20 protein-coding genes are annotated in these 26,050 nt (G+C 40.8%); 3 read left to right on the top strand and 17 right to left on the bottom strand.

All coding sequences use genetic code 11. The annotated features are described in order from the left end of the window. From ACTNC0_RS06805 to ACTNC0_RS06815, 3 genes are all read right to left on the bottom strand, one after another. Nucleotides 1-186, bottom strand: a complete 186-nt coding sequence (locus tag ACTNC0_RS06805; protein ID WP_441086823.1) for a helix-turn-helix domain-containing protein — start codon at nucleotides 184-186, stop codon at nucleotides 1-3. Between the two features lie 251 nt (nucleotides 187-437). Next, nucleotides 438-1,802, bottom strand: coding sequence for a 23S rRNA (uracil(1939)-C(5))-methyltransferase RlmD (gene rlmD, locus ACTNC0_RS06810; protein ID WP_441086824.1), 1,365 nt, complete (start codon nucleotides 1,800-1,802; stop codon nucleotides 438-440). Between the two features lie 177 nt (nucleotides 1,803-1,979). Continuing rightward, nucleotides 1,980-2,201, bottom strand: a complete 222-nt coding sequence (locus ACTNC0_RS06815) for a hypothetical protein (protein ID WP_117674416.1) — start codon at nucleotides 2,199-2,201, stop codon at nucleotides 1,980-1,982. Nucleotides 2,202-2,539: 338 nt separating this feature from the next. On the opposite strand from ACTNC0_RS06815, the gene ACTNC0_RS06820 reads away from it, so the two are divergent. Further along, on the top strand, nucleotides 2,540-3,223 hold the full coding sequence (locus tag ACTNC0_RS06820) for a YjjG family noncanonical pyrimidine nucleotidase (RefSeq protein WP_441086825.1): 684 nt from the start codon (nucleotides 2,540-2,542) through the stop codon (nucleotides 3,221-3,223). Between the two features lie 280 nt (nucleotides 3,224-3,503). On the opposite strand, the gene codB is transcribed toward ACTNC0_RS06820, so the two are convergent. Both codB and pcrA read right to left on the bottom strand, forming a co-directional pair. Continuing rightward, nucleotides 3,504-4,736, bottom strand: coding sequence for a cytosine permease (gene codB / locus ACTNC0_RS06825; RefSeq protein ID WP_441086827.1), 1,233 nt, complete (start codon nucleotides 4,734-4,736; stop codon nucleotides 3,504-3,506). Between the two features lie 16 nt (nucleotides 4,737-4,752). Then, nucleotides 4,753-6,987 carry a DNA helicase PcrA gene (gene pcrA / locus ACTNC0_RS06830; RefSeq protein ID WP_441086828.1) on the bottom strand — a complete coding sequence of 745 codons (2,235 nt, stop codon included), beginning with the start codon at nucleotides 6,985-6,987 and terminating at the stop codon, nucleotides 4,753-4,755. Nucleotides 6,988-7,320: 333 nt separating this feature from the next. Between pcrA and ACTNC0_RS06835 the strand changes: the two genes are divergently transcribed. Beyond that, nucleotides 7,321-7,938 (top strand): DUF1836 domain-containing protein, encoded by a 618-nt coding sequence (locus ACTNC0_RS06835; RefSeq protein WP_441086829.1) that lies wholly within the window; start codon nucleotides 7,321-7,323, stop codon nucleotides 7,936-7,938. 97 nt (nucleotides 7,939-8,035) lie between these two features. Here ACTNC0_RS06835 and ACTNC0_RS06840 read toward each other — a convergent pair whose 3' ends face one another. From ACTNC0_RS06840 to ACTNC0_RS06895, 12 genes are all read right to left on the bottom strand, one after another. Beyond that, a complete protein-coding gene (locus tag ACTNC0_RS06840; protein ID WP_441086830.1) occupies nucleotides 8,036-9,988 on the bottom strand; it encodes a glycoside hydrolase family 127 protein in 1,953 nt (650 codons plus the stop codon). 136 nt (nucleotides 9,989-10,124) lie between these two features. Continuing rightward, entirely contained in the window at nucleotides 10,125-12,158 is a 2,034-nt protein-coding gene (locus tag ACTNC0_RS06845; RefSeq protein ID WP_300336088.1) for a glycoside hydrolase family 31 protein, read from the bottom strand. Nucleotides 12,159-12,273: 115 nt separating this feature from the next. Further along, a complete protein-coding gene (locus tag ACTNC0_RS06850; RefSeq protein ID WP_300336090.1) occupies nucleotides 12,274-13,116 on the bottom strand; it encodes a carbohydrate ABC transporter permease in 843 nt (280 codons plus the stop codon). 1 nt (nucleotide 13,117) lies between these two features. Continuing rightward, nucleotides 13,118-14,017, bottom strand: a complete 900-nt coding sequence (locus tag ACTNC0_RS06855) for a carbohydrate ABC transporter permease (protein WP_441086831.1) — start codon at nucleotides 14,015-14,017, stop codon at nucleotides 13,118-13,120. Nucleotides 14,018-14,047: 30 nt separating this feature from the next. Further along, complete coding sequence (locus ACTNC0_RS06860; protein WP_291817395.1) at nucleotides 14,048-15,304, bottom strand: ABC transporter substrate-binding protein; 1,257 nt, start codon at nucleotides 15,302-15,304, stop codon at nucleotides 14,048-14,050. Between the two features lie 219 nt (nucleotides 15,305-15,523). Continuing rightward, a complete protein-coding gene (locus tag ACTNC0_RS06865; protein ID WP_291817397.1) occupies nucleotides 15,524-16,273 on the bottom strand; it encodes a response regulator transcription factor in 750 nt (249 codons plus the stop codon). Between the two features lie 39 nt (nucleotides 16,274-16,312). Next, nucleotides 16,313-18,157 (bottom strand): sensor histidine kinase, encoded by a 1,845-nt coding sequence (locus ACTNC0_RS06870; protein ID WP_291817399.1) that lies wholly within the window; start codon nucleotides 18,155-18,157, stop codon nucleotides 16,313-16,315. Nucleotides 18,158-18,545: 388 nt separating this feature from the next. Then, nucleotides 18,546-20,747, bottom strand: coding sequence for an alpha-galactosidase (locus ACTNC0_RS06875; RefSeq protein ID WP_441086832.1), 2,202 nt, complete (start codon nucleotides 20,745-20,747; stop codon nucleotides 18,546-18,548). 88 nt (nucleotides 20,748-20,835) lie between these two features. Beyond that, the gene (locus tag ACTNC0_RS06880; protein ID WP_300335078.1) at nucleotides 20,836-21,501 is read right to left on the bottom strand and encodes a YesL family protein; all 666 of its coding nucleotides are present in this window, start codon (nucleotides 21,499-21,501) and stop codon (nucleotides 20,836-20,838) included. A gap of 208 nt (nucleotides 21,502-21,709) precedes the next feature. After that, complete coding sequence (locus tag ACTNC0_RS06885; RefSeq protein ID WP_055199750.1) at nucleotides 21,710-22,534, bottom strand: carbohydrate ABC transporter permease; 825 nt, start codon at nucleotides 22,532-22,534, stop codon at nucleotides 21,710-21,712. 12 nt (nucleotides 22,535-22,546) lie between these two features. Beyond that, a complete protein-coding gene (locus ACTNC0_RS06890; protein ID WP_055199751.1) occupies nucleotides 22,547-23,440 on the bottom strand; it encodes a carbohydrate ABC transporter permease in 894 nt (297 codons plus the stop codon). 165 nt (nucleotides 23,441-23,605) lie between these two features. Continuing rightward, on the bottom strand, nucleotides 23,606-24,871 hold the full coding sequence (locus ACTNC0_RS06895) for an ABC transporter substrate-binding protein (protein WP_055199752.1): 1,266 nt from the start codon (nucleotides 24,869-24,871) through the stop codon (nucleotides 23,606-23,608). Between the two features lie 242 nt (nucleotides 24,872-25,113). Between ACTNC0_RS06895 and ACTNC0_RS06900 the strand changes: the two genes are divergently transcribed. Then, on the top strand, nucleotides 25,114-26,019 hold the full coding sequence (locus ACTNC0_RS06900; protein ID WP_291806164.1) for an AraC family transcriptional regulator: 906 nt from the start codon (nucleotides 25,114-25,116) through the stop codon (nucleotides 26,017-26,019). Nucleotides 26,020-26,050: the final 31 nt, after the last annotated feature.

Below are 26,050 nucleotides of genomic sequence, written 5' to 3' on the forward strand. Positions count from 1 at the left end.
TCAAGACTTTATATATTTTCCGGACTTAATTCTTCTGTCAATTGGTTTCTCAGCATTCTTCGGGATAGCCCATGCATTTCCAAACTTCAATACTCCAGGAATGAGCCCCTCATTACATATCGTTTGAAGCCTCCGCTCTGATAAGTTCCATTTTTGAGATGCTTCCTTGACTGTCATGTATTCCATATCTTTCACCTCTACAAAATACAACAATAAACCACTATGTATATTATAAGCGGAAAGACGCCGAAAATCAATTAAAAACAAGGGTGCAACTATTCGCGGACAGCAAGTTTCCATCAGTACTATTCCGGCGTACAACTTTTGCTGCTCTGTTTTTTTTGCACCCCTCTTAAATTACTTTATTCTATATACATTTTTTCCTGTTAAAAACACAGGTACATATTTTCTAAAAAAGCCCGCTAACCCGCATAAAATCAAGGTTTCTTGCTAAGCAAGCACACCGTCTCCACATGGACAGTCTGGCAGAATTGATCCACACAGCAGGCCTTCTCAACCTTATATCCTGCCGCCAGAAATGCCGGTAAATCTCTTGCAAGACTTGTGGCTTTGCAGGAAATATAGACAATGTGGTCCACTCCGTAAGAAAGAATCTTCGGCAATGCCTTTGGATGGATGCCGTCTCTTGGTGGATCGAGGATGATCACGTCTGGTTTCTCCGTAAGGTCATCTAGAACTTTCAGGACATCTCCTGCTATAAATTTACAGTTACCAAGATTATTTAATGCCGCATTCTCTTTCGCAGCTTCTACCGCCTCTTCTACGATTTCCACACCAATCACCTCGTCTGCCACAGATGCTGCAAGCTGGGCGATCGTTCCGGTTCCACTGTAAAGGTCAAAAACTACTTTGTCTTTCGTGTCTCCGATATACTGACGGACTACTGAATACAGGACTTCTGCTGCCAGCGAATTTGGCTGGAAGAAGGAAAATGTACTGATCTTAAAGCGCAGTCCCAACAGAGTTTCATAGAAGAAATCCTGTCCGTAAAGGATACGTGTCTCGTCACTCTGTACCACATCAGACAGAGAATCATTGATAATGTGCATGATTCCGACAATCTTGCCTTCCAGCGGAAGTGCAAGAAGTTCCTCTTTCAGCGATTCCAGATTATGTTCTTCCTGACTGGTCGTGATCACATGTACCAGAATCTCCCCTGTCGTTACGCCACGGCGCAGGAGTAAATGACGCAGATATCCGGTATGCTGCATTTTTTTATAATAAGAAACATTTCGTTTCAGGAAATATTCATGAACGCAAGTCAGGATTTTTGTCATATCTTCGTGCACCAGTTTGCAGTCATTTGCAGTAAGTACATCATAGGTGCTTCCTTTTTTGTGCAGTCCCAGTGTCAATGGACCGTCCTTATATGCATCCCCAAAGGAAAACTCCATCTTGTTACGGTATGCAAATTCAATCGGACTTCCATGGATTCCTTCCCACTGATACTCTGTACCGTTTAACGCCCCATCCAATAATTCCCGCACCTGTCGCTCTTTCATTTCAAGCTGATTTTCATAGGACATTGTCTGGTACATGCATCCACCACACTCTGGAAAAATGTTGCAGACCGGTTCTCTTATCTCAAGCGAAGATTTCTCCAGCACTTCCAGAAGTCGTCCTTCCGCACGTCCGGAACGTTTCTTATTGATCATAAAGCGTACCTTCTGACCAGGCATACCGTTCTTCACAGTTACTTTCTGGTCACCTACCATTACAATTCCCTTATTTGGAAAATCTACCTTCTCAATTACGCCCTCGTAAATTTCACCTTTCTTCATATATCCTCCTATGTTTACTCATATATCTCTATAAATCTGATAACATCTATAAGATTTATTTAAAATTTATTACTGTCCATTCCATGAACAATAGCAAACCTTCTTCTCTTAATTGCTTTCATAAAAATAGCCCCGGTATAAGCCGGAGCCATTCTCATTTTCATTCTCTCGCGATAATTATTCTTCTTCGTCTTCGAAATAATCATCGAAGTCGTCGTCAAAATCCTCTTCAAAATCTTCCAGATAATCTGGAGCAAAGAAGTGATATACAGCAAATGCGATACCTGCTACTGCTGCAACTGCGCCAATGATTGCCAGTACCCAGAGGACTGTATTTTTTTCTTTCTCTTCTTCTTTTTTATTTAATGCTGCTAATAATTCTTCGATTTTAATATTCATAACCGCACCATCCTCTCAATAATCTGCCAGACGAGACGCTATCGTTAAAATAGAATAGCTGTTAACACTTTTGCCGTCTGCTGTTTAATGTGATTATTATACCACTTTCTATCTGATTTTACCATAAATATCTCAATTAAATTTGGGTTTCTGCTATACTTTTAAGAATTGTTTCATTATAATGATATCAAATGCAAAAGATTTATCGTTTCTGAAAACGTAGTTAACAGTATCATTTTATCGCGCAGGCACGAACAACTTTTCGACTTGATACCGTTATATAATATGTATAAAATACAGATTACAATAAAAAATACACTAAGAAAGGTACAAATCTCATGATAGAAACGCTCTTATTTGATCTTGATAATACCCTGCTTGATTTTAATCAGGCAGAACGTATCGCCGTTTCAAAAACACTGGAGAATTTTCAAATTACTCCTGCCCCTTCTATTTTAAAACGTTACAGCGAGTTAAATCTCGCCCAGTGGAAATTACTGGAACAAGGAAAGATTTCCAGAGAACAGGTGAAGCTTCGCAGATTCCAGCTTCTTTTCTCAGAGCAAAACATTGATGCCCCTGCCGAAGAAGCCGCCAAAATCTATGAATTCCTGCTCGCCCATGGTCATTATTTTATGGACGGTGCAGAAGAACTTCTGGAAACTCTTTATGGAAAATACCGCATGTATCTTGTAACAAACGGAACTCTCAGCGTCCAGAAAGGCCGCCTCAAAAGCGCCAATATCTCCCGATACTTCGAGGATATTTTCATTTCGGAAGAACTCGGTTATAACAAACCAAGCATTGAATACTTTGACTGCTGCTTCTCCAAAATACCAGATTTTCACAAAGAAACAGCTGTGATCATCGGAGACAGTCTGACATCCGATATTCAGGGCGGACTCAATGCCGGAATCCGCACGATCTGGTTCAACCCGAATCACTGTAAGACTGATAAGATCATTCCGGATTATGAATTTGACAGTCTTCCTAAGCTGCCACAACTTCTGTCAGAAATATAAATAACTTTTTTGCGTTTCAATTTACTAAGTTGATGAAGTCAAAAGAAGCATGTCGAAAGCCAATATTATTTCTTTCACATACTTCTTTTTTAACTATATGTTCTGATGTTAGGGTCAAAAGACATTTTGCCCCTAACTTGATATCTACGAATTGCTCCGCTGCAAAGCAGCTCCCGCAATTCTCATGTTCTTTAAATTATACTTTACTGTCTATTCTCAGTAGTATAAATAATATTCATCTCCGTTTTCCTGCTGCAATAGAATTTTATCAGTTTTCTTCTCAGTCTTTTGCAATTGCTCCCACTACAAAATAGCAGATTACCGCCACGATCATCGCATTAATAGAAGCAATTCCACCAGGGATAAGGTTTCCTGCCAGTGCTCCGCAGATCACGCCGATAACAGAACCCCATTTCACCTCTTTCTTTGCTTCCTCACCTGATTCATAATCAGATTTATGCAGGAAGAAATCGAGAGAGATCAGCGCACCTACCGGCGGCAGGGCTGCGTTCAGGAAATTCAGCCAGCCTACAAAGTTATTGTAAAGCCAGATAGAAAGTACAGTACCAATGATACCTGCGATCACTACCATAGGTTTCTTGCGGACTTTTGTGATATTGGAAAGTCCAAGTCCGGAAGTGTAGAGCGCATTGTCATTTGTTGTCCAGATGTTTGCTCCCAGTGCAATCAGTGCCGGAACGGTCAGTCCCTGTGCAATCATAACATAGAAGATATCGTCTTTTCCTGTAAAAGCACCGCCTGTCGCACCAAATGCGAACATCAGGGCATTTCCAAGGAAGAATGCGATAACCGTTGTAACAATCGCAATCTTATTTGTCTTTGCATAACGGGTGAAGTTCGGTGTTGCAGTTCCGCCACTGACAAAGGAACCGATAACAAGTCCGGCTCCGCCAGCGATAGTCAGCGTTCCCTGGCTCTTCGCAAATACAGATGCCAGACCGCCGCCCTGACTGATTGCAAGACACATGGAATAAATTCCAAGCACCGCAATCAATGGTACAGAAATATAGCTTACGATCTGTAATCCTTCAATTCCACGATACGCAGAAAGTGTCATACATGCACCCGCGATCACCACAAGTACGACCGGTGATACATGAAGCACATCTGCTGCCGGAATAGCAAACATAGCGGCACCTACACCAAACCATCCGATCTGTGTAAAACTGATCAATGCTGACGGCAGGTAAGAACCTTTTTTACCGAAAGAATGCTGGGCAAGTAAGTCCAGTGACATACCGGTGTGACTTCCGATATAACCAAGCACACCTGTATAAGTCCCCAGAACAATACTTCCGATCAGAACCGCCCAGATAAATCCCTGCAGATTCAATCCGATTCCCAGTTTTGCACCAACGCTCATACTTGCTGAAAAGAACGTAAAGCCAAGCATGATAAAAAACATCGGCCAGAAACCTTTTCTGGCGGTTACAGGTACACGTTCAAGGGAATAATCCTTGTCTTCTACTACATCTTTTGTGTTTTTACTCATAATGTTTTCCTTTTCCTTACAATTTCTTCAACTTCGCAAATCCTGCAAACATTTTCTTAACACCGACCTTATCAAAATCAACAGTGACCTCGTAATCTCTGCCGCCATCCACGATATCTTTGACAATTCCCACTCCAAATTTGATGTGGCGCACCGTATCTCCCACTTCATAATCCAGAGATGCCGCTTTCGTCACTTTAAATTCTCTCGGTTTGAAAGGCTTGGCTGCCATCGTCATTTTCATTTTCGCAAGGCTGCTGTCTGCTGCGATCATATCTGCAACAATTTTCTTCTTTTCCTGCGCTTCCTGTCCCAAATCTACAAGCTCGCGCGGAATTTCACGGACAAATCTGGAAACTTTATTGTACTGCACATCTCCGCGGATCATTCGCTGTCTCGCGGAAGTCAGTGTCAGATCTTCCATGGCTCTTGTAATTCCCACATAACAGAGGCGGCGTTCTTCCTCAAGGTCAGATTTATCATCCGACACAATTGACATATAAGACGGGAAAATTCCATCCTCCATTCCAACCAGAAATACTCTCGGAAATTCCAGACCCTTGGCGCTATGTAAGGTCATAAGAAGCACATAATCCTGATCCGGGTCAACACTGTCGATATCCGCAATCAGCGCAATCTCCTCCAGGAATCCTGACAGGGTTGCCGGCTGTCCCTGCTCTTCCATAGCTTCCTGATAGGACTCTGTCTTAGAAATCAGCTCATCAATGTTCTCGATTCTTGCATCTGCTTCCTCCGTCCCTTCCGCTTCCAATTCTGTGACATATCCGGTAAGACGGATAACCTCCTCCAGAATTTCACGGACAGTATAAGATTCTGCCTTGCTCTTCAGCCCCTGAATAAAGGTTACAAAACCGTCAATCTTTGAAAGGCTTCTGCCAATAGACGGAACCTCTTCTGCCACACGCAGGGCATCATAAAAGCTGACACTCATCTGGTCTGCATAATCCTGAATCCTTCCCAGAGTCGTAGCCCCGATTCCTCGTTTCGGCACATTGATGATACGGCGCACCGCCAGATCATCCCTGGAATTATCGATTGTCTTTAAGTAGCACAAAAGATCTTTAATTTCCTTACGTGCATAGAAGTTTACGCCACCTACGATCTTATACGGGATATTCGCAAGCAGGCATTTCTCTTCAAAAAGTCGAGACTGGGCATTCGTTCTGTAAAGAACCGCACAATCCTTGTACTTCGCACCATTTTCTCTGTGTGCTCTGGAAATCTCACCTACCACATACTCTGCCTCTTCATAGCCATTCATAAACTGGCGGAAATGAATCAGATCACCTTCCGGATTCTCTGTCCAGAGTGTCTTCGATTTACGTGAGGCATTATTTGCAATCACTTCATTGGCCGCACTCAGGATATTCCTGGTAGAACGGTAATTCTGCTCCAGACGAATCACTTTTGCATCCGGGAAAACGTGCTCAAATCCAAGAATATTTCCAATGTTTGCCCCACGGAACTTATAGATAGACTGGTCATCGTCACCGACTACGCAGAGATTCTCATATTTGGAAGCCAGAAGACTTACAAATTTAAACTGTGCGGTATTGGTATCCTGATACTCATCCACCATGATGTATTTGAAACGCTCCTGATAATTCTCAAGAACATCTCCGCAATTCTGGAAAAGTTCTACGGTCTTTACGATCAGATCATCGAAATCCAGCGCGTTATTTTTCCGCAGTGATGCCTGATATTCCCTATATACTGCAGCCACTTTCTTCTTATTAAAATCACCGCCTGCATTCAGTTCCATCTCATCCGGTGTGATCAGCTCATCTTTGGCATGGGAAATCTGTGCCAGAAGGGAACGTTCCTTATATATTTTGGTGTCGATATTCAGCTTTCTGCAGATTTCTTTCATCAGAGTCTTCTGATCTTCGGTGTCGTAAATGGCAAACCTGTTATCAAATCCAAGCCTGTCAATATGTCTGCGCAGGATACGCACGCAGGTAGAATGGAAGGTAGATACCCAGATACTCTCTGAGCCGAATCCCACAATCTTATCTACACGCTCTCTCATTTCACTGGCTGCTTTGTTTGTAAAAGTGATAGCCAGGATATTCCAGGGATTTACGCCCTTTTCATCTATCAGGTATGCAATGCGGTGGGTAAGCACCCTCGTCTTTCCCGAACCCGCTCCCGCAAGGATCAACAGTGGACCTTCTGTATGGTAAACCGCTTCCTGCTGCTGAGGATTTAATGCACTGTAAATATCACTCATATTTTCTCCTGTCTTCTTCCTGTACGGTACATTATTTTACAAACAACCATGCTGATCAACAAGTTGATTCCTGCAGTAATCTTTCAGGTTCAAAATATGTACCGGTTATCGTTTACATCTCTCAAAATATTTTTTGTGCCGGAACAGGCATATATCTTTATGATTATACACAAAAATCTATTCGCCTACAACTGATTCCTGTAAATTCAACCGGATATTCGCAATCCGCTTCGCTATGCAGCTCTACACTGAATAATAAATTTTATAATGAGTAAAAAAAACATTTACAAGTAGTATTTAAAACTATATAATAAAGAACAGAGGTGATAAAAGATGACAATCGATGATAAAGACATGATAAATAGCATTCTGGAAAGTGTATCCAGGATTGACTATATTAAACCGGAAGACATCCCAAATATTGATTTATATATGGATCAGGTGACAACCTTTATGGAAGAACAGCTCGTTTCTTCCAAACGTTACGCAGACGACAAGATTCTCACCAAGACCATGATCAACAATTATGCCAAGAATAAACTTCTCCCTCCGCCGGAGAAGAAGCGTTATTCCCGTGAGCATATCCTGATGCTGATCTTTATTTATTATTTCAAGAATATTCTTTCCATTAATGATATTCAGACTCTGCTCACACCGATCGCGCAAAAATATTTCAAATCCATGACCGAGAAAGATATGACTTACATCTATAACGAAGTCTTCAGCATGGAGAAAGATCAGATTGAATCTCTCAAGAAAGACCTGCTGCGCAAATACAAAACAGCACAGGATACTTTCGGGGACGCAGATGAAGAAGATCAGGCAAATTTGAAGAGATTTTCATTTATCTGCCTGTTAAGCTTTGATGTCTATGTAAAGAAAATGATGATTGAGCATATAATCGACGGGATGAATCCGGAACCGGAGCATAATTCCAAAAAGAAAAAATAATTGTCAGCCTATAATCAAACAAATACTGAACAGACCAAAAGGAGACCACATATTTTTCTGCGATCTCCTTTTATTTTTCCTTTATTTTATCAGCGAATTACATATAAAAAAGTTCCTTCATCCACACAAGCATTTCTCCATTTTCACGATTTCCCCAATAACAATATGGTACCAGTGTCAATTTAACATCTTCCAGTTCTACTTTTCTGTTCTGATACAATATTCCTTCATTCCAACCCTTCTCTGAAATTTTTTTGCCGGTTATATGGAGTACACTGCATCCTTCCAGAAGTTCGTCATCATATGTTTCTTCAATCTTCTGATCAGTATTAACCATAACAGAAGAAAGATTCTCCCCGTTATCCGCTTCTTCCACACAATAAACCAGAGGTCCCTTTACTACTGCCACTTTTGCACTGTCTGCTCTTACCTGTGGATTTGCATGAACGAATACAGGCTGTGCATCAAAGCTGATTTCAAATGTTTCTTTATACATTTTTCCGAAAACTTTGATATATCCATGGTCTGCTGTCAGTTTCTCCTCTTTTCCATTTCTCAAAATTTTGAAATTTTTGGCATATGCAGGAACTCTGAAAGCGATCATCACATCTGTTTCCTGAGTACCATCCACAGAAACTGTCATTTTATTTTCCCATGGGAAATTTCCTTTTAATGTAATCTTAAACGGAACACCATTAAATGTAACTTCAGTTTCATTTGCAATATACAGATTTACATAAATCTCATTTTCTTCCTGAAAATAAATATACTGTCCAAGAGAAGCAAGTGTTCTGGTAATGTTCGGCGGACAGCATGCAACTCCAAACCATTTCTGTCTGACAGGTTTCACATGTTCCCGTGAAGTTCTTGGCATGCAGTTTGCCGGCCATACTTCCAGAGGATTTACATAGAAAAAGCTTTTTCCATCCATGGCAATACCGGATAAAAGAGTATTATATAAAGCTCGTTCCACTACATCCATATAGGAAGCGTCTTTCTCCATATCTGCCATTCTCTTTCCAAACATGGCAAGCGCAATCGTGGCACATGTTTCAGAATAATTACTGTCATTTGGCAGATCATAATCTGTTGTAAAGCGTTCCAGCAAACCAGAAGATCCAACACTTCCTGTAATATACATTCTTTTGTGCACCATATTATTCCACAGATTGTGGCATGCCTGCTGTAATTCTTTATCCTGATATTCATATGCCAGATCTGCCATTGCAGAATACATATAATTTGCTCTTACCGCATGTCCTTCTGCTTTTTTCTGTTTTCTCACCGGTTCATGGGATTGTGCATACATGGTATCATAATTTACGAAATCCGGAAAAATCCGCTTATGTTCCGGTCTCTTTTCCTCTTCCAGAAAATAATTTTTACCGGTTCCTCTCAGATCAATAAAATATTTTGCCAGATCCAGATATTTCTTCTCATTTGTTACACGGTAAAGTTTTACAAGTGCCAGTTCAATTTCCTGATGCCCCGGATATCCATGAATCTTTCCTTCTTCCGGTCCGAAAGTCTCACAGATAAGATCTGCAAATTTTGATACAATTTCCAGAAATCTATGTTTTCCGGTTGCTTCATAGTATGCCACTGCTGCCTCGATCATATGCCCTGCTGTATAAAGCTCATGACCTTCCATAAGATTACTCCACCGTCCATCCGGTTCCTTAATCGTAAAATATGTATTTAAATATCCATCCGGCTGCTGTGCACGTCCGATCAGCTCAATCGTCTCATCAGCCAGTGCTTCCAGCTTTTCATCTCTTTCATAATTTAATACAAAACCAACTGCTTCCAGCCATTTTGCTACATCCGTATCCTGAAATACGGCACCCTGAAATTCTCCTTCTTTTTCTCCTGCTGCAATTTTGAAATTCTCTATACAATGACTGGTTTCCACATCTTCCAGTTTATCATTCAAAATATCCCACTGATAAGGAATAATCACATCCTTTACCAGATGCACATATTTATTCCAGAAATTGTCTGTAACATGAATCTGCTTAAGAGAAATGTTTGAATTTGCTGCTTTTCCCATTTTTATTCTACTCCTCTGTCATATATTTGGATCAGATAAACCAATCCAGTTAATTACTCTTTAAAAGAGTGCCGAAAATCACCCGTTTCGATAATTTTTACGGCACCCTTATGATCTTTAAATTATTCTATATTTATTATTCCATTGGCAGTTTGTAGCCGTCTCTTGTAAACAGTGGAATCTGCTCGATCGGTGCCGCTACATGCACTGTCTGTCCACCTTCAAATGTTTCACCTGTCCATGCATTTGTCCAGGAAGCTCCGCCAGGAAGATATACATCTGTCTCACGTGCATCTGCATCTGTGATCGGTTTTACCAGAACTTTTGGTCCAAACATGTATTCTGTCTCTACATTCCAGCTTTCTTTGTCTTCCGGGAAGTCATAGAACAGCGGACGCATAACAGGAGTTCCTTTTTCATGTGCGTCTTCCATCAGTTCTGTAATATATGGGATCATACGCTCTCTTAATCTCAGATAATCGGAAAGAATCTCATAAACCTGATCTGTGTAACTCCATACTTCGTTCGGTGCTCCTGATACACATGTAGCTCCACCAGTTGTACCATACTGTGGCTGAAGCGGCCAGCGATATCCGTGAAGTCTCATAACCGGACAGAAGCATCCATATTCAAACCAACGGATCAGAAGTTCATGGAATTCCGGATCATTTATATTTGCTCCGAAAAATCCGCCGATATCTGTTGTCCACCACGGAATACCTGCAATTCCCATATTAAGACCTGCTGCAACCTGATTTTTCATACTCGGGAAGGAAGATTTGATGTCTCCGGACCAGACCAGTGCACCATATTTCTGTGAACCGGCCCATGCGCATCGGAGAAGATTGATAATATTCTCCTGTCCTTCTGCTTTCATTCCATCAAAAAATGTCTTTGCATACATAACAGGATAAATATTTCCAACCTGAATATCCGGTCCAAGATGATAACGATAATTCTCGAAATCATAAACTGTATATTCCGGTTCTGCTTCATCCAGCCAGAATACTTTTACACCTTTATCATAATAATTCTTCTTTGCTTTTTCCCATACATATTCACGTGCTTCCGGATTAGTTGCATCGTAATGAAGTGTATTTCCCTGAAAATCCATGGATATCGGATATCCGGAATCTACGCGGATCAGAAGACCTTTACTCTTCATTTCATTGAAGTTCTCGCTTCTGTAATCTACTGTCGGCCAGATGGAAACCATCAGTTCAATTCCCATATCTTTCAGTTCTTTGATCATTGCATCCGGATCCGGCCAGTATGTCGGGTCAAATTTCCATTCGCCCTGCATTGGCCAGTGAAAGAAGTCAACAACTATTACAGAAATCGGGAGGTTACGGCGTTTATATTCTCTTGCTACTTCAAGAAGTTCTTCCTGTGTCTGATAACGAAGTTTGCACTGCCAGAATCCCATTGCATATTCAGGCATCATCGGAACTTTGCCTGTTGCATTTGCATAAGCTTCTTCGATTTCGGCCGGTGTGTCACCTGCTGTGATCCAATAATCCAGTTTCTTGGAAGAAAATGCTTCCCATGTTGTAATATTTTTGCCAAAATTTACACGTCCTACAGCCGGATTATTCCACAAGAATCCATATCCAAGACTAGAAAGCATGAACGGAACACTTGCCTGTGAATTTCTGTGTGCCAGTTCAAGATCAGCTCCCTTTATATCAAGGTATGGCTGCTGGTACTGGCCCATACCATATATTTTCTCCTCCGGTGTGGAAACAAAACGCATTGTCAGTCTGTAATCCCCACCTGTGATAGGCTTAAATTCTCTGGCTTCTACTTCAAGAGAACTGCAGGTATTTCCGAACATATCTTTTCTGTTGCGGACATACTCATCCAGTAAAAGTTCTCCTTTCTGATTATAAAATGCAATTTTACCGATCAGATTAATCTCTGCACGGATCTTACCATTACGGATCGTTGCTCCGTCTTCGCGAACTTCGATTTCCGGTGTGATTTCCTTCTCTGGTTTGATCAATGCCCAGTCTGCCGGATCCATCTCTGCGGTTTTCCATGCACGTACACGAAGGCTGTCAGCACCCCACGGCTCAATTCTTACCCGTTCAGCCTCATAACGGTAGCACAGCGCATTTCCTTTTTGCTCAAAATACCCATATACGTCTCTTACTTCTTCCTGATTTGCCATTTCTGCCTTCTCCTTTTCATTCTTAATGGAGTTTCAGCGAATTGGAACTGCAGTTTTATCTGTTTTGTTCTAATCCGCTGAACATGTTTATAATATAAATAATAGCTTTATTTTATCAGTCTTTTACCGCACCTGCGACAAGACCGCCTACAATATATTTCTGTAAGAAAATAAACATCAGAATTACCGGAAGTACCAGTATTGCACCATAAGCCATGATACAGTTCCATCTTGTACCATATGCACTCTGGAATTTATAGATATTCGCTGTCAAAGGTCTCATTGTCTCTGCAACATTAAATGTCATTGAATATACCAGATCATTCCAGCCGTTCAGGAATGAGATAACCATGATGGTGATAATTCCTGTCTTTACTGCCGGAAGCATAACCATAAGGAATGCCCTTACTGATCCGCAGCCATCCAGTCTCGCTGCCTCATCCAGTGATACCGGAATACTTCTGAAATAAGGTCTCAGTGTTACGATTACAAAAGGTATCGAACTGGCTGCAATCGCAACCGGAGCTGTCAGATGATTTCCAAGGAATCCCAGTTTGCTGAAGATCAGATACATCGGTGTCAATGTCAGAGACGGAGGAAGCATCTGTGAGATCAGGAATGTAAGAAGGAAAACATTTCCACCTTTTACCTTGTATCTTCCCATTCCGTAAGCTGCCGGAACACCAAGTATCAGAGCAATTGCCATTGTCAGAAGTCCGTTAAGGAAACTGTTTTTTAATGATATCAGGAAAGTTTTATCTGTCAGATTTTCCAGCCATGGCTCAAATGTAAACTCATGTGGAAAATATGTAAGAACCTTTCCAAATGTTTCAGCATCTGACTTAAATGAAATCTGTATCAGCCAGTAGATTGGAAATAAAAAAACTGCTGCTATAAGGATCGCAAATATGGAATTTCTGATTTCTTTTGCTTTTTCAGCACCTGTCATATTATTCATATCAGCTTTCCTCCTCTTCTTTTGATAACAGTTTCAGATAGAACAGACCAATAAGGAACAGGCAGGCAAACAGTACCATCGCAACTGCCGCACCTTTTGAAAAGTTAAACTGTGTGAATGATAACATATAGGAATATGTTCCCAGTACATCTGTTGAATTCAACGGACCTCCGGCTGTCATGATATACATCAGGTCGAATGCACGAAACGTATAAATGAATCCTAACATCAATACTGCGAGAATTGACTCCTTCATCAGTGGAAGTGTGATATAAATGAAACGCTGTCCCCAGTTCGCTCCATCCATGGATGCACTCTCGTATACATCCGGTGAAATACTTGTAAGTCCTGATACAAGAAGGAGCATATTAAACGGGATACCTACCCAGCAGTTCATAACAATTACTGCGATCAGTGCTGTACTGGTATTGACCAGCCACTCTGGACCGCTGATTCCGATTTTTCCAAGCAGGTCATTGATAAGACCTGCATTGGAAAAGATATTTTTGCCAAGAAGACCAGTTACTGCCATCGGCATCATATAGCTGACAAGGATCAAACCTCTGATCGGACCTGCAAGTTTAAATTTCTGATTGAAAAACATTGCAAATGCAAATCCGATAGTAAACTGGAAAATAAGACAAGCTATTGTAAAAATAAATGTATTGCGCAAAATCAGAAGAAATGTCGGGTCATGGAATAATTCAATATAGTTCTGTAATCCGACAAATACGGAAGTTCCTGATTTCAGGTTCTTTACATTTACATCCTTAAGGCTGAGGATAATGTTATAAACGATTGGATATCCCAGCACAAGGATCATATAGATAAATGCAGGTACAATGAAACAGTATGCTTCTTTTGTCTTTTGCTGCGCCATAGTCCTAGACTTTGCTGCCATTAAAGCCACATCCTTCCCTGTTTATTAATTTTAGTTGCTTTCAGGAAGAGGTGTTTCTTCTATGATTGGGTTAATTTTGCCTGCTGCTGTTTCAAGAGCGTCTTTTGCAGATGTTCCGTCTACGATCACAGACTGTGCTGCTGTATAAATTGCTTCAGAGATAGATGGCCATTCAGCATGTGGTCCACGTGCCTGAGCATAGTTCATTTCTTCTGTAAATACTTTGAATCCATCCTCCTCAAATGTATATTCTGCTGTTGCATCCTGTCTTGTAGGAATCTTTCCGCCTACAGCTGCCCATTTTGCTTCGTTTTCCTGTGAGCAGAGCCACTCAAGGAATTTAGCACATGCTTCTTTGTTTTCTGATCCTTTGCAGACACCAAAGTTCTCACCACCGATTGTAGATGTAGAGGTTCCTTCGTCGCCTGTTGGAAGAAGTGTAAAGTCATATTCAAATGCTCCGTTGATTGCATCTGTCTGTGCCAGATGCCATGTTCCACATTCTGCAAATGCAGCTTTTCCTGCGCAGAACTGATTCCATGCATCTGCCTGTGTCCAGTTTACACACTCTTTACTCATGTATCCGTTTGCTACAAAATCTCCAAGTGTCTGTAATCCATTTACAGCAGAATCAGCAGTAATATTATCAACATTAACGCCAGTTCCATTCTGTACAGATCTCAGCCATGGAAGGATCTGGAATGTTCCTTCTTCTGTAGATACTGCACACATTGCGAATCCGTATACATCATTGGATGTATCTGTTGTTGCTGCAACCATTTCCTTGAACTCATCAAGACTCTGCGGCATATGATCATATCCGGCTGCTTTCAGAAGATCCATATTGCAAGCAAGTGCAAGACAGTTACTATTCTGTGGAAGTCCGTAAACTTTTCCATCAGGGTCTTTACAGGAGCTTAATGGTCCATCATAGAACTGATCCAGTTCTCCCCATGATTCCAGCTCATCAGTGATATCTTCGAATACTCCGAGAGATATGTAGGATTCCATATCCGGTGAATCTACCTGTCCGATATCAGGAAGTTCTCCTGAAAGTGCTCCAACTGTGTACTGGTTCATTAACTCTGTTCTGGATACGAATGTTGCATTGATGTGAATATCATCCTGTAAAGAGTTATATTCTTCAACCATATCTGCGAGCATTTCCTGCTCTGGTTTCTGATCAAAATAATGCCACATTGTAACTTCCTGTGGAGCTGCCTGTACAGTTGATGCTGCCATCAACGAAGCCGCCAATACTGTTGCTGCAAATAATGTTTTTTTCATGTTTTTTCCTCCCTTTTTCCTTCTTAGTTGAATTTTGTTTTGATTAGTTGCACAATTTTAAGTCGTCTCTCTGTTGTTTTGTTGTATATATTTTACCATTCAAATTTCCACCGCATAACCCAAGATTTTATGGAAAAAGGAATTTTGTACGGATAATATTTTAAGATTAAGGAAATATTTTAAGATTTTCAGGATATTTTCCATATATTTCTTATATTTTTACTCTTTTATTTCTGACAGATATTCAGATGGACTCTTTCCTGTCACCTCGCGAAAGACTTTTTTGAAGTATTTAGAATCGGAAAATCCTACCTGATAAGGAACATCCCTCTGATCACATATTTCTTCCCTCAACATATACTGTGCCTGTTCAATTCTATATTCCCTTAGAAAAGTGCTGAAATTTTCTCCGATATTTTTTCCAAAAAGATAACTGAAATATTCCTGGCTCAGCCCAAGATCTTCTGCCAATTTCTTCTGGCTTATTTTTCCGGCATATCCACTCTGTATGATATCCAGAGCCTGCAGAATCATAGGGTGGGCATCCGGATATTTATCTCTCAAATTTCTGGATTTTCTGCGGGAATAGCTGTTTTTTCCACTGATCTTATTCTCAATTTTCTTCAGTACTGCTTCTGCCTCATCTCTTGTAAGAGGTTTCAGAAGATACTCTGTTACACCAAGAGAAATTGACTGCTTGGCAAAATCAAAATCTGCATATGCACTTACAATCACAAATTCTGCCTTAATTCCCTGAGCTCTGGCAGCTTCTATTACTGAAAGCCCGTCCATAAACGGCATCTTGATATCAATAAAAACCACATCCGGCTTCTGTTCCAGAATCATTTCCAGCGCTGCTTTTCCATTAGATGCCTGTGCCACAATCTCATACTCATCCCCCAGGCTCTGCAAAACCCTTACTAATCCCTGTCTGGTTCTCTGCTCATCTTCTGCAATTAAAATCCTCAACGTATAACCCTCCTCTTTTTCTTTCATTACATATTGTATTTATTCTATATCTTTCTCCGGGTTTTCAGGTATTGGAAGCCAGAAAGTGAATTTAGTTCCTTTCTCAGGCTCTGATTCCAGAACTACCGAAAGATCTTCTCCATAGTACATTCTTAGTCTCGTCACTACATTCTGAATTCCAATTCCGGTTCCTGCCAGATCTAATGTATGTTTTTCCATAAGAATTTTCTGCATCAGCTTCTCTGTACCTTCATTCATTCCACATCCATTATCTTCAATACAAAGACGGAATCTGGATCCATCAATGTACCCCGTAATACGGATCATTCCCCCTCTTTCTCTTCCCTCAAAACCATGCAAAATAGAATTCTCTACAAATGGCTGAATAAAAAGTTTACAGCATGGCCATTCTCCGTACTCTTCCTGAAATTCAATTTCATAATCAAATACGTCCATGAGCCTGAACTTCTGCAGATAAAGATATTGCTCTACCCATTTCAATTCCTGCCCCAGACTTACTGACACAAGTTTCCTTGAGAATGTATACGACAACATACTGGAAAGCTTTTTCAGAAGATCTGCCACCTCATAATCTTCATTATCTATCGCATTATAATTGATTGCAGTCAGTGTATTGCAGAGAAAATGTGCATTGATCTGTGATTCCAGAGCTTCTTTCTCTGCTTTATTTTTCTGACGGATAGAAAGATTCTTTTCCCGATAGTATCTGCGGATTTCCTTGTACTGCCGTTCCAGAGTCTCAGACATTTCATTATAATAGCCAGCCAACTGCCAGATTTCATTAGTTCCTTTTACTTCTATCTTAGGAAGATTTTTGGAAAGTTTAATATTTTGCATAGAATCTCGGATAATATCTATTGGTTTTAATATCTTTCGTATTGTAAACTGCCATAAAAATCCACAAATGCACAATAAGAACAAATATACATAAATGCTTCTGGTGTACATCTGATTAACCTGTGCACGCATTTTTCCAAGATCAGTGGTAATATATACTGTCCATCCAAAACATTTTAATGATCTGCTGATATTCTCGGTACTGTCCAGTGTTTTTCTATAGTTTTCCACTGTCATTCCATCGTACTCTTCATTTGGATGGTAAATGATCCTGTTATTTTCATCTGCAATATATCCAATTGAAAGGGGTTTATCAGCCACTCTGTCAAAAGCACTTTTTTCCCAAATATCGCCCATATTAAAAGATACAACCACTACATTATTTACATATGAAAAACTGTAAGTTTTTCCAATCAGCGGAACTGCAATATGTACCATTCTTATCTGCGGCCACTGGCTGTTAACAGCCGGATTTGTTTCTACATAATATCGCACATTTGCTTTTTCATCCTGAAGAGCCATGGTTTTTTCATATATTTCCTGAAGTTTATCCAAATTGTCATTTTCCCACAATCCTTTTACAGATGTTTTATACCAATATATACCATACTCCTGCCACAAACCTTTGTCTGATACAATCGCAATAGATACTGCGCTTCCAATCTGATGAGCAATATCATCCATTCTGCTGCCCAGTGTCAGTTTTTCTCTTTCAAGAAGTATTCCGTCTGCCTCTGTATTCTCTACCAGAGTCCTTAATGTCTCATTAACGCCTACATTACACGCAGCATTTACGATATCCTTCAAATTTGCATCAATATTAATAGTTGATGTTTCAATCATGGTCTCTTCCATTGATCTGGTATTCCTAAGCAGGTAATTAAAATATTGATTTTTTACATAAATCTGAAGAACCAAACCTGCTAGAATCAGAAGTAACACCACTGTTACTGTTACCTGTACACTCATATGTGAGCAAAAATAATTTCTGATTCTTTCCGGCATTTTTTTTGTTTTCTCTTTCATTTTCTTTCACCTGCCTTGTTTTTTGTACTTCTACAGCTATTTTATATTATTCCATAACATCTATAAAGAAATATCATATAAATTTTTCCGATTGTTAACATCTATAGATAAAAAGGAAAACCATTGCAATAATCTCTGTTAATACAATGGCCTTTCATTCATTAAAGCTCTTCAGTTTTATTGTTACCTCATAAATAAATCACAGCATGTATAAAGTATACCACAGAAAAGATCTATTTACATTACCCAAAACAAATAAAACCAGTAATCCAGTTTATCTGTTATTGATAAACTCAATTACTGGTTTTCACCCTTTTATTATTTTCAAGCGGTTATTTATAAGTCAATCGGATATTCGCAATCCGCTTCGCTACTTGATTCGGTTAAACTATTTTTCCACTGCCTTAAATGTAAATCTGATTGGCTGGTAGTCACCCGTTGTCAGTGGCAGAGGCAGGCCTGCCTTCATAAGTGCTGCACCTGTATATACTTTTCCTGTTGCTGTGTCTTCGTATTTCATATCAGCATCCAGCCCCTGTGGGTAGAAAAGATAAATATAAGGATTTGCTTCACTGTGGAGTCTTACTCCGCATACAACCGTTTCTTTCTTATCTTTTGATACGAACTGCCAGAGTACATGGTTGTTGTTTTCGAATGGATTCACCAGACGATAATAGTCTCCAGACTGTACCAGATGCTCCATTTCTTTATACTTCAGAATCTGTTCTCTGGCTGTCTTTTTCTCTTCTTCGGACATCTTCATCAGATCCAGCTCATAGCCAAAGGTACCTGATGATGCCACAGTTCCTCTTGTCTCAAAAGGAGTCGTTCTTCCGGACTGATGATTCGGACATACACTGACATGTGCACCCATTGTACTTATAGGATATCCGAAGGAGGTACCATACTGGATCTTCAGTCTGTCAATGGCGTCTGTATTGTCACTGCACCAGATCTGCGGAGAATAGTAAAGCATTCCCGCCTCAAATCTTCCGCCTCCGCCTGAGCAGGACTCAAACAGAAGATCCGGATATCTCTGTACCAGGCTTTCCATCATTTCATAGACAGCCAGCACATATCTGTGGTAAACCTCTCCCTGACGTTCCTTTGGAAGAGCTGCTGAGAATACGTTATCTACGCTTCGGTTCATATCCCATTTCACATAATCAGCCTTGCATGCATCCAGAACCTTAAAGATCTGGTTCATAATGTGTTCACGTACTTCTTTTCTGGTAATATCCAGATTTAACTGATATCTGCTTCGGTTCATGGCACGTCCCGGGATCTTCAGTGCCCAGTCCGGATGCTCTCTGTAGAGATCACTGTCCTCAGAGATCATCTCCGGCTCTACCCACAGACCGAATTTCAGTCCAAGTCCATGAATCTTCTCTGCAAGTGCAGGAAGCCCGCCTTTAATCTTCTCTTCATTTACTTCCCAGTCACCAAGTGCACACCAGTCATTGTCTCTCTTTCCAAACCATCCGTCATCCAGAACAAACATATCCAGTCCGATATTTTTTGCCTCTTCTGCAATGTGGTAAATCTTATCTGCGTCAAAATCAAAATAAGTTGCTTCCCAGTTATTTACCAGGATCGGTCTTGGCTGCTCTGTGTATTTGCTGCGGATCAGATTGCTTCTGTATGCATCATGATAGATTCTGGAAAGTTTTCCGAAGCCTTCTGCTGAGTATGCCATGATCACTTCCGGTGTCTCAAAACTCTCTCCCTGTTCCAGTGTCCAGGAGAAATGATAAGGATGGATTCCCATTGCCACACGGGTATGTCCTACCTGATCCACCTCTGTTTCAAATAAGAAGTTTCCACTGTATGCAAGTGCATATCCATAGCAGTTTCCGTAAGTTTCCTCTGTATTTCTGTCACAGAGGATCACAAATGGATTGTGATGATGGCTGGATGTGCCACGGATACTTCCCACAGACCAGTTGCCATGGCTAAGAGGAGTTCTCTCCATCTGACGTTCCATATTGTGTCTGCCATAGAAATGGACTGCCTCCAGTTCTCTGTATTCATAGTCCATTTCCACAGACATTGCTTTTTTTACTGTAACCGGTGCTGTACCTGTATTTTCCAGGCGTACCGCTCTGGTGATCACATCAAGATGAGGAAATACACCATAGAGAAGATGTGCTTTCAGTCCGCTGACACGGTCTGTCAAAACAATTTCCAGTGTCTCTGCCTCATCTTCCTTTGCAAACATTGCCGGAAGCCCTTTCAGGCTGTACTTTCCTTTTGTAATCTCATAGGACTCAAATTTCAGATTTGCAGTATCACTGCCGTCTGCCTGCTCAGTCTCCAGGCCATTGATACGATAATCACCATTTCCATATGCAGTATATTCCTGTGGCAGGGTATCTAATGAAAATGTTTTGTCCTTTTCTGCCTCATAAGGGTTTCCTGAAAATCCTCTGTCCACACATACGATCCTGTCTGTGATCAGTGCATCGCCTACCGGACTTCCATAATACAGATGAACCAGAGTATCATACTCTCTTACCTGCATCTGATAAGTGCTGTGCTCTGTTCTCAGGTCGAATACTTTCTCTGCCTCGTGATATTTGATCCATTCCATACTCTGTACCTCTCATTTCTTTGTTCTTTCTATTTTATAGATGTTCTATCTATTTTTTTACGTAACCAGGTATCGCTGCTTGTTTCGGTTAAAACGCATACTGATCAGGTTCTGTGTCCACATAGTGATGTTCCTCTTCATCTTCTTTGAAGTAGGGTTTGAACAATTTCCACATAAACCAGGAGTCTGCATAGGCAGTCAGAGAGAATCCAAATAGCAGCCAGATCAGCAGATATACCGGGAAAAGTTTTGCATCTACAAGTGTCATTGTCATTGGCAGGATTGTGATCACTGCCACAGCTAATGCATAGCCTATATGTTTAACCGCAAAATAAAATGCGTTTGTGATCAAAGTCATTGTTTTATTTTCAAATGCTGCAACTGTTGGAAATACATACAGTGCAACTGCCACCAGAGGAATATAGACCGCAAAGATCACATAATTAAAGATCTGTGACATGGATCCCGGCATTGTTGCCAGAGCTTCTTTTTCCATATAAATAAATATTCCTGCTGCAGCCATCAGAATCCAGATCAGTGTGGACTGCCTGAAATTCTGCTTAAAACTCTTAAAAAAATCATGAAGTACTCTGATATCTCCATCTTTATGGAGTTTCAATGTACAGTAAAATAATGCAGTGGTGGATGCCCCTGCTGTGATAATCGGAAGAGAGCACACGATCCACAGCAAATTTAATGCGATTAATTGACCTAAAAATCCGAATATTCTGTCAAAGAGACTTCCTGGTTTCATTTCTATCTACCTCTTCCTTTCCTGTCATTTATCTTCTTTTGTTTTATATTTCAGTTTACTTTCTCTGAACTTTATCAAATCCAGTTTCAGGCAAGCCCTGTTATACCCGTTCTAATTTTATAACAAAGCCTGCCTGTACTGCTCAGGTCAAAGGAGAAATCTGTCTGAGCACCTGAATTTTTACTTAATACTTAACATTGATTATTTATTACAGCTTACCGCCGGATGTTGCAATACCTTCGATGAACTGTTTCTGGAAAATCAGATACAGTACGATCATCGGGATACATGCAAGCAGAGATGCCGCCATCAGCTGCGGATAATTGTTGGTGTACTGTCCCTGCATTTTTGCAAGTGCTGCTGACAGAGGCATTACATCCTTGTTACAGATCAGAGGCCACATCAGGTCTTTGTATGCAAATACTGCTGTGAAGATTCCCAGTGCCACCATGGAAGAACGTGTCAGAGGAGCCATGATGAACAGGAAGGTCTGACCGATGTTACATCCATCAAGACGTGCAGCCTCTTCCAGATCTTTTGGAAGTCCCATATAAGCCTGTTTGAGGAGGAATGTACCAAATGCAGTAACAATACCGGGAAATACCAGGGCAAAAATGGTATTGAGCATTCCCATTTTACTTACCATTAAGTACTGTGGGATAATGAAGATCTGTCCAGGAACCATCATCTGGAAAAGTACCAGAGAGAACATCAGGTTTTTCCCCCTGAAGTTCAGACGTCCAAATGCATAGCCTGCCAGTGTTGCTGTCAGAACCGCGCATACAACACGACCCAGGATCAGAAGCAATGTATTGATATACAGATGTAAGAAATCCATATTTTCAATGACTTCTTTAAAGCTGTCCCATCTCCATGTAGACGGGAGGATTACGAACGGGTTGACAGAGGTTGCCTCTGTCATAGTTTTGAAAGCTGTCAGGATCATCCATAAGAAAGGAACCAGCATGGTAATAGATACCAGTATCAGGATAACATGGATCAGAACTCTGTTTGCTTTATCTCTTGCTGACATAATTATCCCTCCTTAATTATAGTGAACCCACTTCTTCTGCGCAATGTTCTGGAATACTGTCATGATCATAATCACAACCAGAAGAAGTACGACGATTGTTGAACCATAGCCTTTGTTATTCTGTACAAAGGAATTCTGGTAGAACAGGTAAACAAGTGACTGTGTTTTGTAAAGTGCAGGATTGTTTCTGTCCATAACCATAAAGATCAGGTCAAATACCTGCATGGCGCCGATAACACGGGTAACCATTACAAAGAAGATGGTCGGTGAAAGCAGCGGGATTGTAATATGGAAGAACTGTTTCACACCAGTTGCTCCGTCAATGCTTGCTGCTTCATAATAATCTCTTGGGATTTCCTGCAAACCGGACAGGAAAAGAACCATATTGTAACCAATGATGGACCATACACCGATCACTGCGATCGCATAAACTGCAATCTTCGGATCAGAGATCCAGTTGATTTTTGTATGGAAAATATGGTTGAGAAGACCAAATTCTGAGTTAAACAGCCATCTCCATACCATGGCGATCGCAGCCGGAGCGGCAACCATAGGCAGGAAAAAAATAGTTCTGTAAACAGCACGGCCTTTCATTTTACGGTTTAATAAAACTGCCAGTACCAGTGCGATGGCAATGGAAAACGGAACTTCCACAATGGCATATTTAAATGTATTTAATAATGCCTGCCAGACTTCCGCATCGTGGAACAGCTTTACATAGTTGTCAAAACCAATGAAGATATTTCCCTTACCGAAATCTCCGGTCTTGAAAAAGCTCTCATAAATGGTCTTAAAAATCGGATAGATATTTAAAATGATCAGACCAAGCATTGTAGGAAGAATGAACGCCCATCCCCAGATGAATTCATTCCGCGCCTGACTGGTACCTTTTTTTGGATTTGCCACGGCTCTCACTCCTTCTTATCATAAAATTTTGTTGCTGATTTGAATGGAAAACTGCCGCATATCTGCATACCTGTTGTGACTTCTGCGGTTATCACATGATCGGAATCTTTTCTGCGGCAGCTTTTCTGTTTCTTATTTTTTATGAATGGTTTTGTTAAACATTAATTAATAGGACTCTTCTGCAATGGCATCATTCATAATAGTAACGATGTTCTTGCATGCATCATCCATGCTTTCCTCATCATTCCATGGTTTCTTCAGTTCTTCACACATTGGGTTCCACCATGCAAGTGTTGCATTTGTGTGTGGTCTGAATACGATGTCATCCATTGCATCCATGTATGGCTGTAAGTTGAAGCAGTCAACACTGTTAACCCATCCATCGGACATTCCTTCGTAAGCTGCCATTGTTACACCAAGGTCAGCCTGTTTCTGCTGCATGTCTTTTGTACCGAACCACTCAATAAGCTGGAAAGCTTCGTCCGGCATATCTGTGTTTGCAGAAGCAGCCCATCCAAGACCATTGTAAAGAGATACGCTTCTGCCTGTCTCAGCGTCTTTCGGAAGTCTTGCTACATCACAGTGTTCTTTGATATAATCGTTGTCTTTGAAACCAGATACCATCCAGGATCCCTGAGAGATCATAGCTACTTTACCAGATCCGAAGAGTACGTCTGTACCTGTTTCGGACATTGTAGATGCAGGAGGCATTACATTTTTAACGCATTTGTCAACGAATTCCATTGCCTTGATAGTATTAGGATCATCAAAACCGGATTTGTTATCATCTGTCAGTACACATCCGCCCATGGAGTAGATAATATTCATCCATGTATCCTGCTCGTTAGACGGGTTTGCTGCGAAACCATACTGGCTTCCGTCTTCTTTTGTAAGTTTCTCTGCGATATCATAGAATTCATCCCATGTCCAGCTTCCGTCCGGATAGTCGATTCCTGCTTCATCAAACATATCTTTGTTATACCACATAGCGATTGTGTCGATATCCTTCGGTACTGCGTATGTTTTTCCGTCCCACTGATACATTTCTTTGATATCTTCCGGGAATTTGTCCATTTCCAGTTTATCGCTGTCTGCAACCTTGTCTGTCAGATCAAGTAAGATATCATTGGACATATATCTTACTGCTTCGTTGGAATGCATCCAGAATACGTCCGGCATGTCTCCGCCTGATGCACCTGCTTCAAGAAGTGTCCAGTAGCTGCTCCACTCTACTACCTGAAGTTCAGTTTTGATTCCGGTCTCTTTTGTAAACTCATCCATGATTTCCTGAAGTCCGGCTTTCTGTCCGTTATCCCAGATTGCAACTGTCAGAGTTTTGTCTTTCGCCTGTGCGCTTACTGGTGCAAGTGCAGTAACTGTCATAGCACCGATCACTGTTGCGACTGTGAGTTTTTTCATGTTTTTTCTCATATACATCCTCCTTTATTCGTCGTTTCGACGTGTTCCTTGTGATTCTTATTATACGTTTTTGTCTATTTTTTTAAATAGACTAATGAAATGAAATTATGTCATAATCGTTATGGAAAAATCGCTGAATTTATGGTAAAATGTCAACAGCGACTTGAATTTATGCGTATTTGCAGGATATCAGTCCTTATGTCTTTATATCAACAATATCTGTATCAAAGAAAATAGAAAAAGGAATTGCGCAAATGCCAAATGTAAAATATACGGACAGCGCTACTTTCCGCTGTCTTGAAAACCTGAAAGAGGGCTCCCTTGATATCAGTCTGATCCATACGGGCAAAGAACACTGCCCGCCCGGACATATCTGTTCCATGCCAAGAGATGAGTTCATCATCCATTTTGTGCTGGACGGTACCGGATTCTATTCTGCCGGAGGTCAGACCTGGAGCCTTACTCCCGGACAGATGTTTGTAATTTATCCAAATGAACCAGTCACATACGGTGCTGATGAAACCAATCCCTGGACTTATGCCTGGATTGGTTTTCGCGGAATCCGAGCTCACTCAATGGTAAAAGAATGTGGATTTTCCAAAAATCAATTGGTTCTTCCTGCACCGGATCAGAAAATAATCCTGAAACACATCGATTATATGCTGAATCATAAGCAGCTTTCCAAAGCCAATGATCTAAGGCGCCAGGCTTATCTGATCCTGTTGTTAGCCGAGCTTGCCGGCTTTCATGAAAAGCAGTCTGCACAGAACAAAAAAAATGCCAAATATGCCTACAGCACCAGTGTCTACGTGGAGCTTGCCATTGAATATATTAAAGATATGTATCAAAAGGGAATCGGGATTTCTGATATTGCAGATAATATCGGAATCAGCCGTGCCTATCTGAACAGTTCCTTTCAGAAAGAGCTTGGAATGTCCGCACAGACCTTCCTCATTGATTATAAGATGCATAAAGCAGCCAGTCTTCTGGTCAGCACCAGTCTGTCTGTTAAAGAGATTGCTAATAATGTGGGCTATGAAGACCAGCTTGTTTTTTCAAAAGCTTTTAAGAAGAAGTTTGGAATGAGTCCGAAGAATTATAAGACTCATAAAGAAATGATGGATAAATTTAGCGAAAAGCAGGTAGACGATCCCGTGTGATCGTTCTGCCTGCTTTTTGTTGATTTTTTAT

Origin of the sequence: Blautia sp. HCP3S3_B11, from assembly GCF_052064435.1 — a bacterium.
Classification (GTDB): Bacteria; Bacillota; Clostridia; order Lachnospirales; family Lachnospiraceae; genus Blautia_A.

What these genes read in the sequence shown, in the direction of transcription:
- ACTNC0_RS06805 (WP_441086823.1), bottom strand. Translation starts at nt 186, where the DNA reads ATGGAATACATGACAGTCAAGGAAGCATCTCAAAAATGGAACTTATCA.
- rlmD (WP_441086824.1), bottom strand. Translation starts at nt 1,802, where the DNA reads ATGAAGAAAGGTGAAATTTACGAGGGCGTAATTGAGAAGGTAGATTTT.
- ACTNC0_RS06815 (WP_117674416.1), bottom strand. Translation starts at nt 2,201, where the DNA reads ATGAATATTAAAATCGAAGAATTATTAGCAGCATTAAATAAAAAAGAA.
- ACTNC0_RS06820 (WP_441086825.1), top strand. Translation starts at nt 2,540, where the DNA reads ATGATAGAAACGCTCTTATTTGATCTTGATAATACCCTGCTTGATTTT.
- codB (WP_441086827.1), bottom strand. Translation starts at nt 4,736, where the DNA reads ATGAGTAAAAACACAAAAGATGTAGTAGAAGACAAGGATTATTCCCTT.
- pcrA (WP_441086828.1), bottom strand. Translation starts at nt 6,987, where the DNA reads ATGAGTGATATTTACAGTGCATTAAATCCTCAGCAGCAGGAAGCGGTT.
- ACTNC0_RS06835 (WP_441086829.1), top strand. Translation starts at nt 7,321, where the DNA reads ATGACAATCGATGATAAAGACATGATAAATAGCATTCTGGAAAGTGTA.
- ACTNC0_RS06840 (WP_441086830.1), bottom strand. Translation starts at nt 9,988, where the DNA reads ATGGGAAAAGCAGCAAATTCAAACATTTCTCTTAAGCAGATTCATGTT.
- ACTNC0_RS06845 (WP_300336088.1), bottom strand. Translation starts at nt 12,158, where the DNA reads ATGGCAAATCAGGAAGAAGTAAGAGACGTATATGGGTATTTTGAGCAA.
- ACTNC0_RS06850 (WP_300336090.1), bottom strand. Translation starts at nt 13,116, where the DNA reads ATGAATAATATGACAGGTGCTGAAAAAGCAAAAGAAATCAGAAATTCC.
- ACTNC0_RS06855 (WP_441086831.1), bottom strand. Translation starts at nt 14,017, where the DNA reads ATGGCAGCAAAGTCTAGGACTATGGCGCAGCAAAAGACAAAAGAAGCA.
- ACTNC0_RS06860 (WP_291817395.1), bottom strand. Translation starts at nt 15,304, where the DNA reads ATGAAAAAAACATTATTTGCAGCAACAGTATTGGCGGCTTCGTTGATG.
- ACTNC0_RS06870 (WP_291817399.1), bottom strand. Translation starts at nt 18,157, where the DNA reads ATGAAAGAGAAAACAAAAAAAATGCCGGAAAGAATCAGAAATTATTTT.
- ACTNC0_RS06875 (WP_441086832.1), bottom strand. Translation starts at nt 20,747, where the DNA reads ATGGAATGGATCAAATATCACGAGGCAGAGAAAGTATTCGACCTGAGA.
- ACTNC0_RS06880 (WP_300335078.1), bottom strand. Translation starts at nt 21,501, where the DNA reads ATGAAACCAGGAAGTCTCTTTGACAGAATATTCGGATTTTTAGGTCAA.
- ACTNC0_RS06885 (WP_055199750.1), bottom strand. Translation starts at nt 22,534, where the DNA reads ATGTCAGCAAGAGATAAAGCAAACAGAGTTCTGATCCATGTTATCCTG.
- ACTNC0_RS06895 (WP_055199752.1), bottom strand. Translation starts at nt 24,871, where the DNA reads ATGAGAAAAAACATGAAAAAACTCACAGTCGCAACAGTGATCGGTGCT.
- ACTNC0_RS06900 (WP_291806164.1), top strand. Translation starts at nt 25,114, where the DNA reads ATGCCAAATGTAAAATATACGGACAGCGCTACTTTCCGCTGTCTTGAA.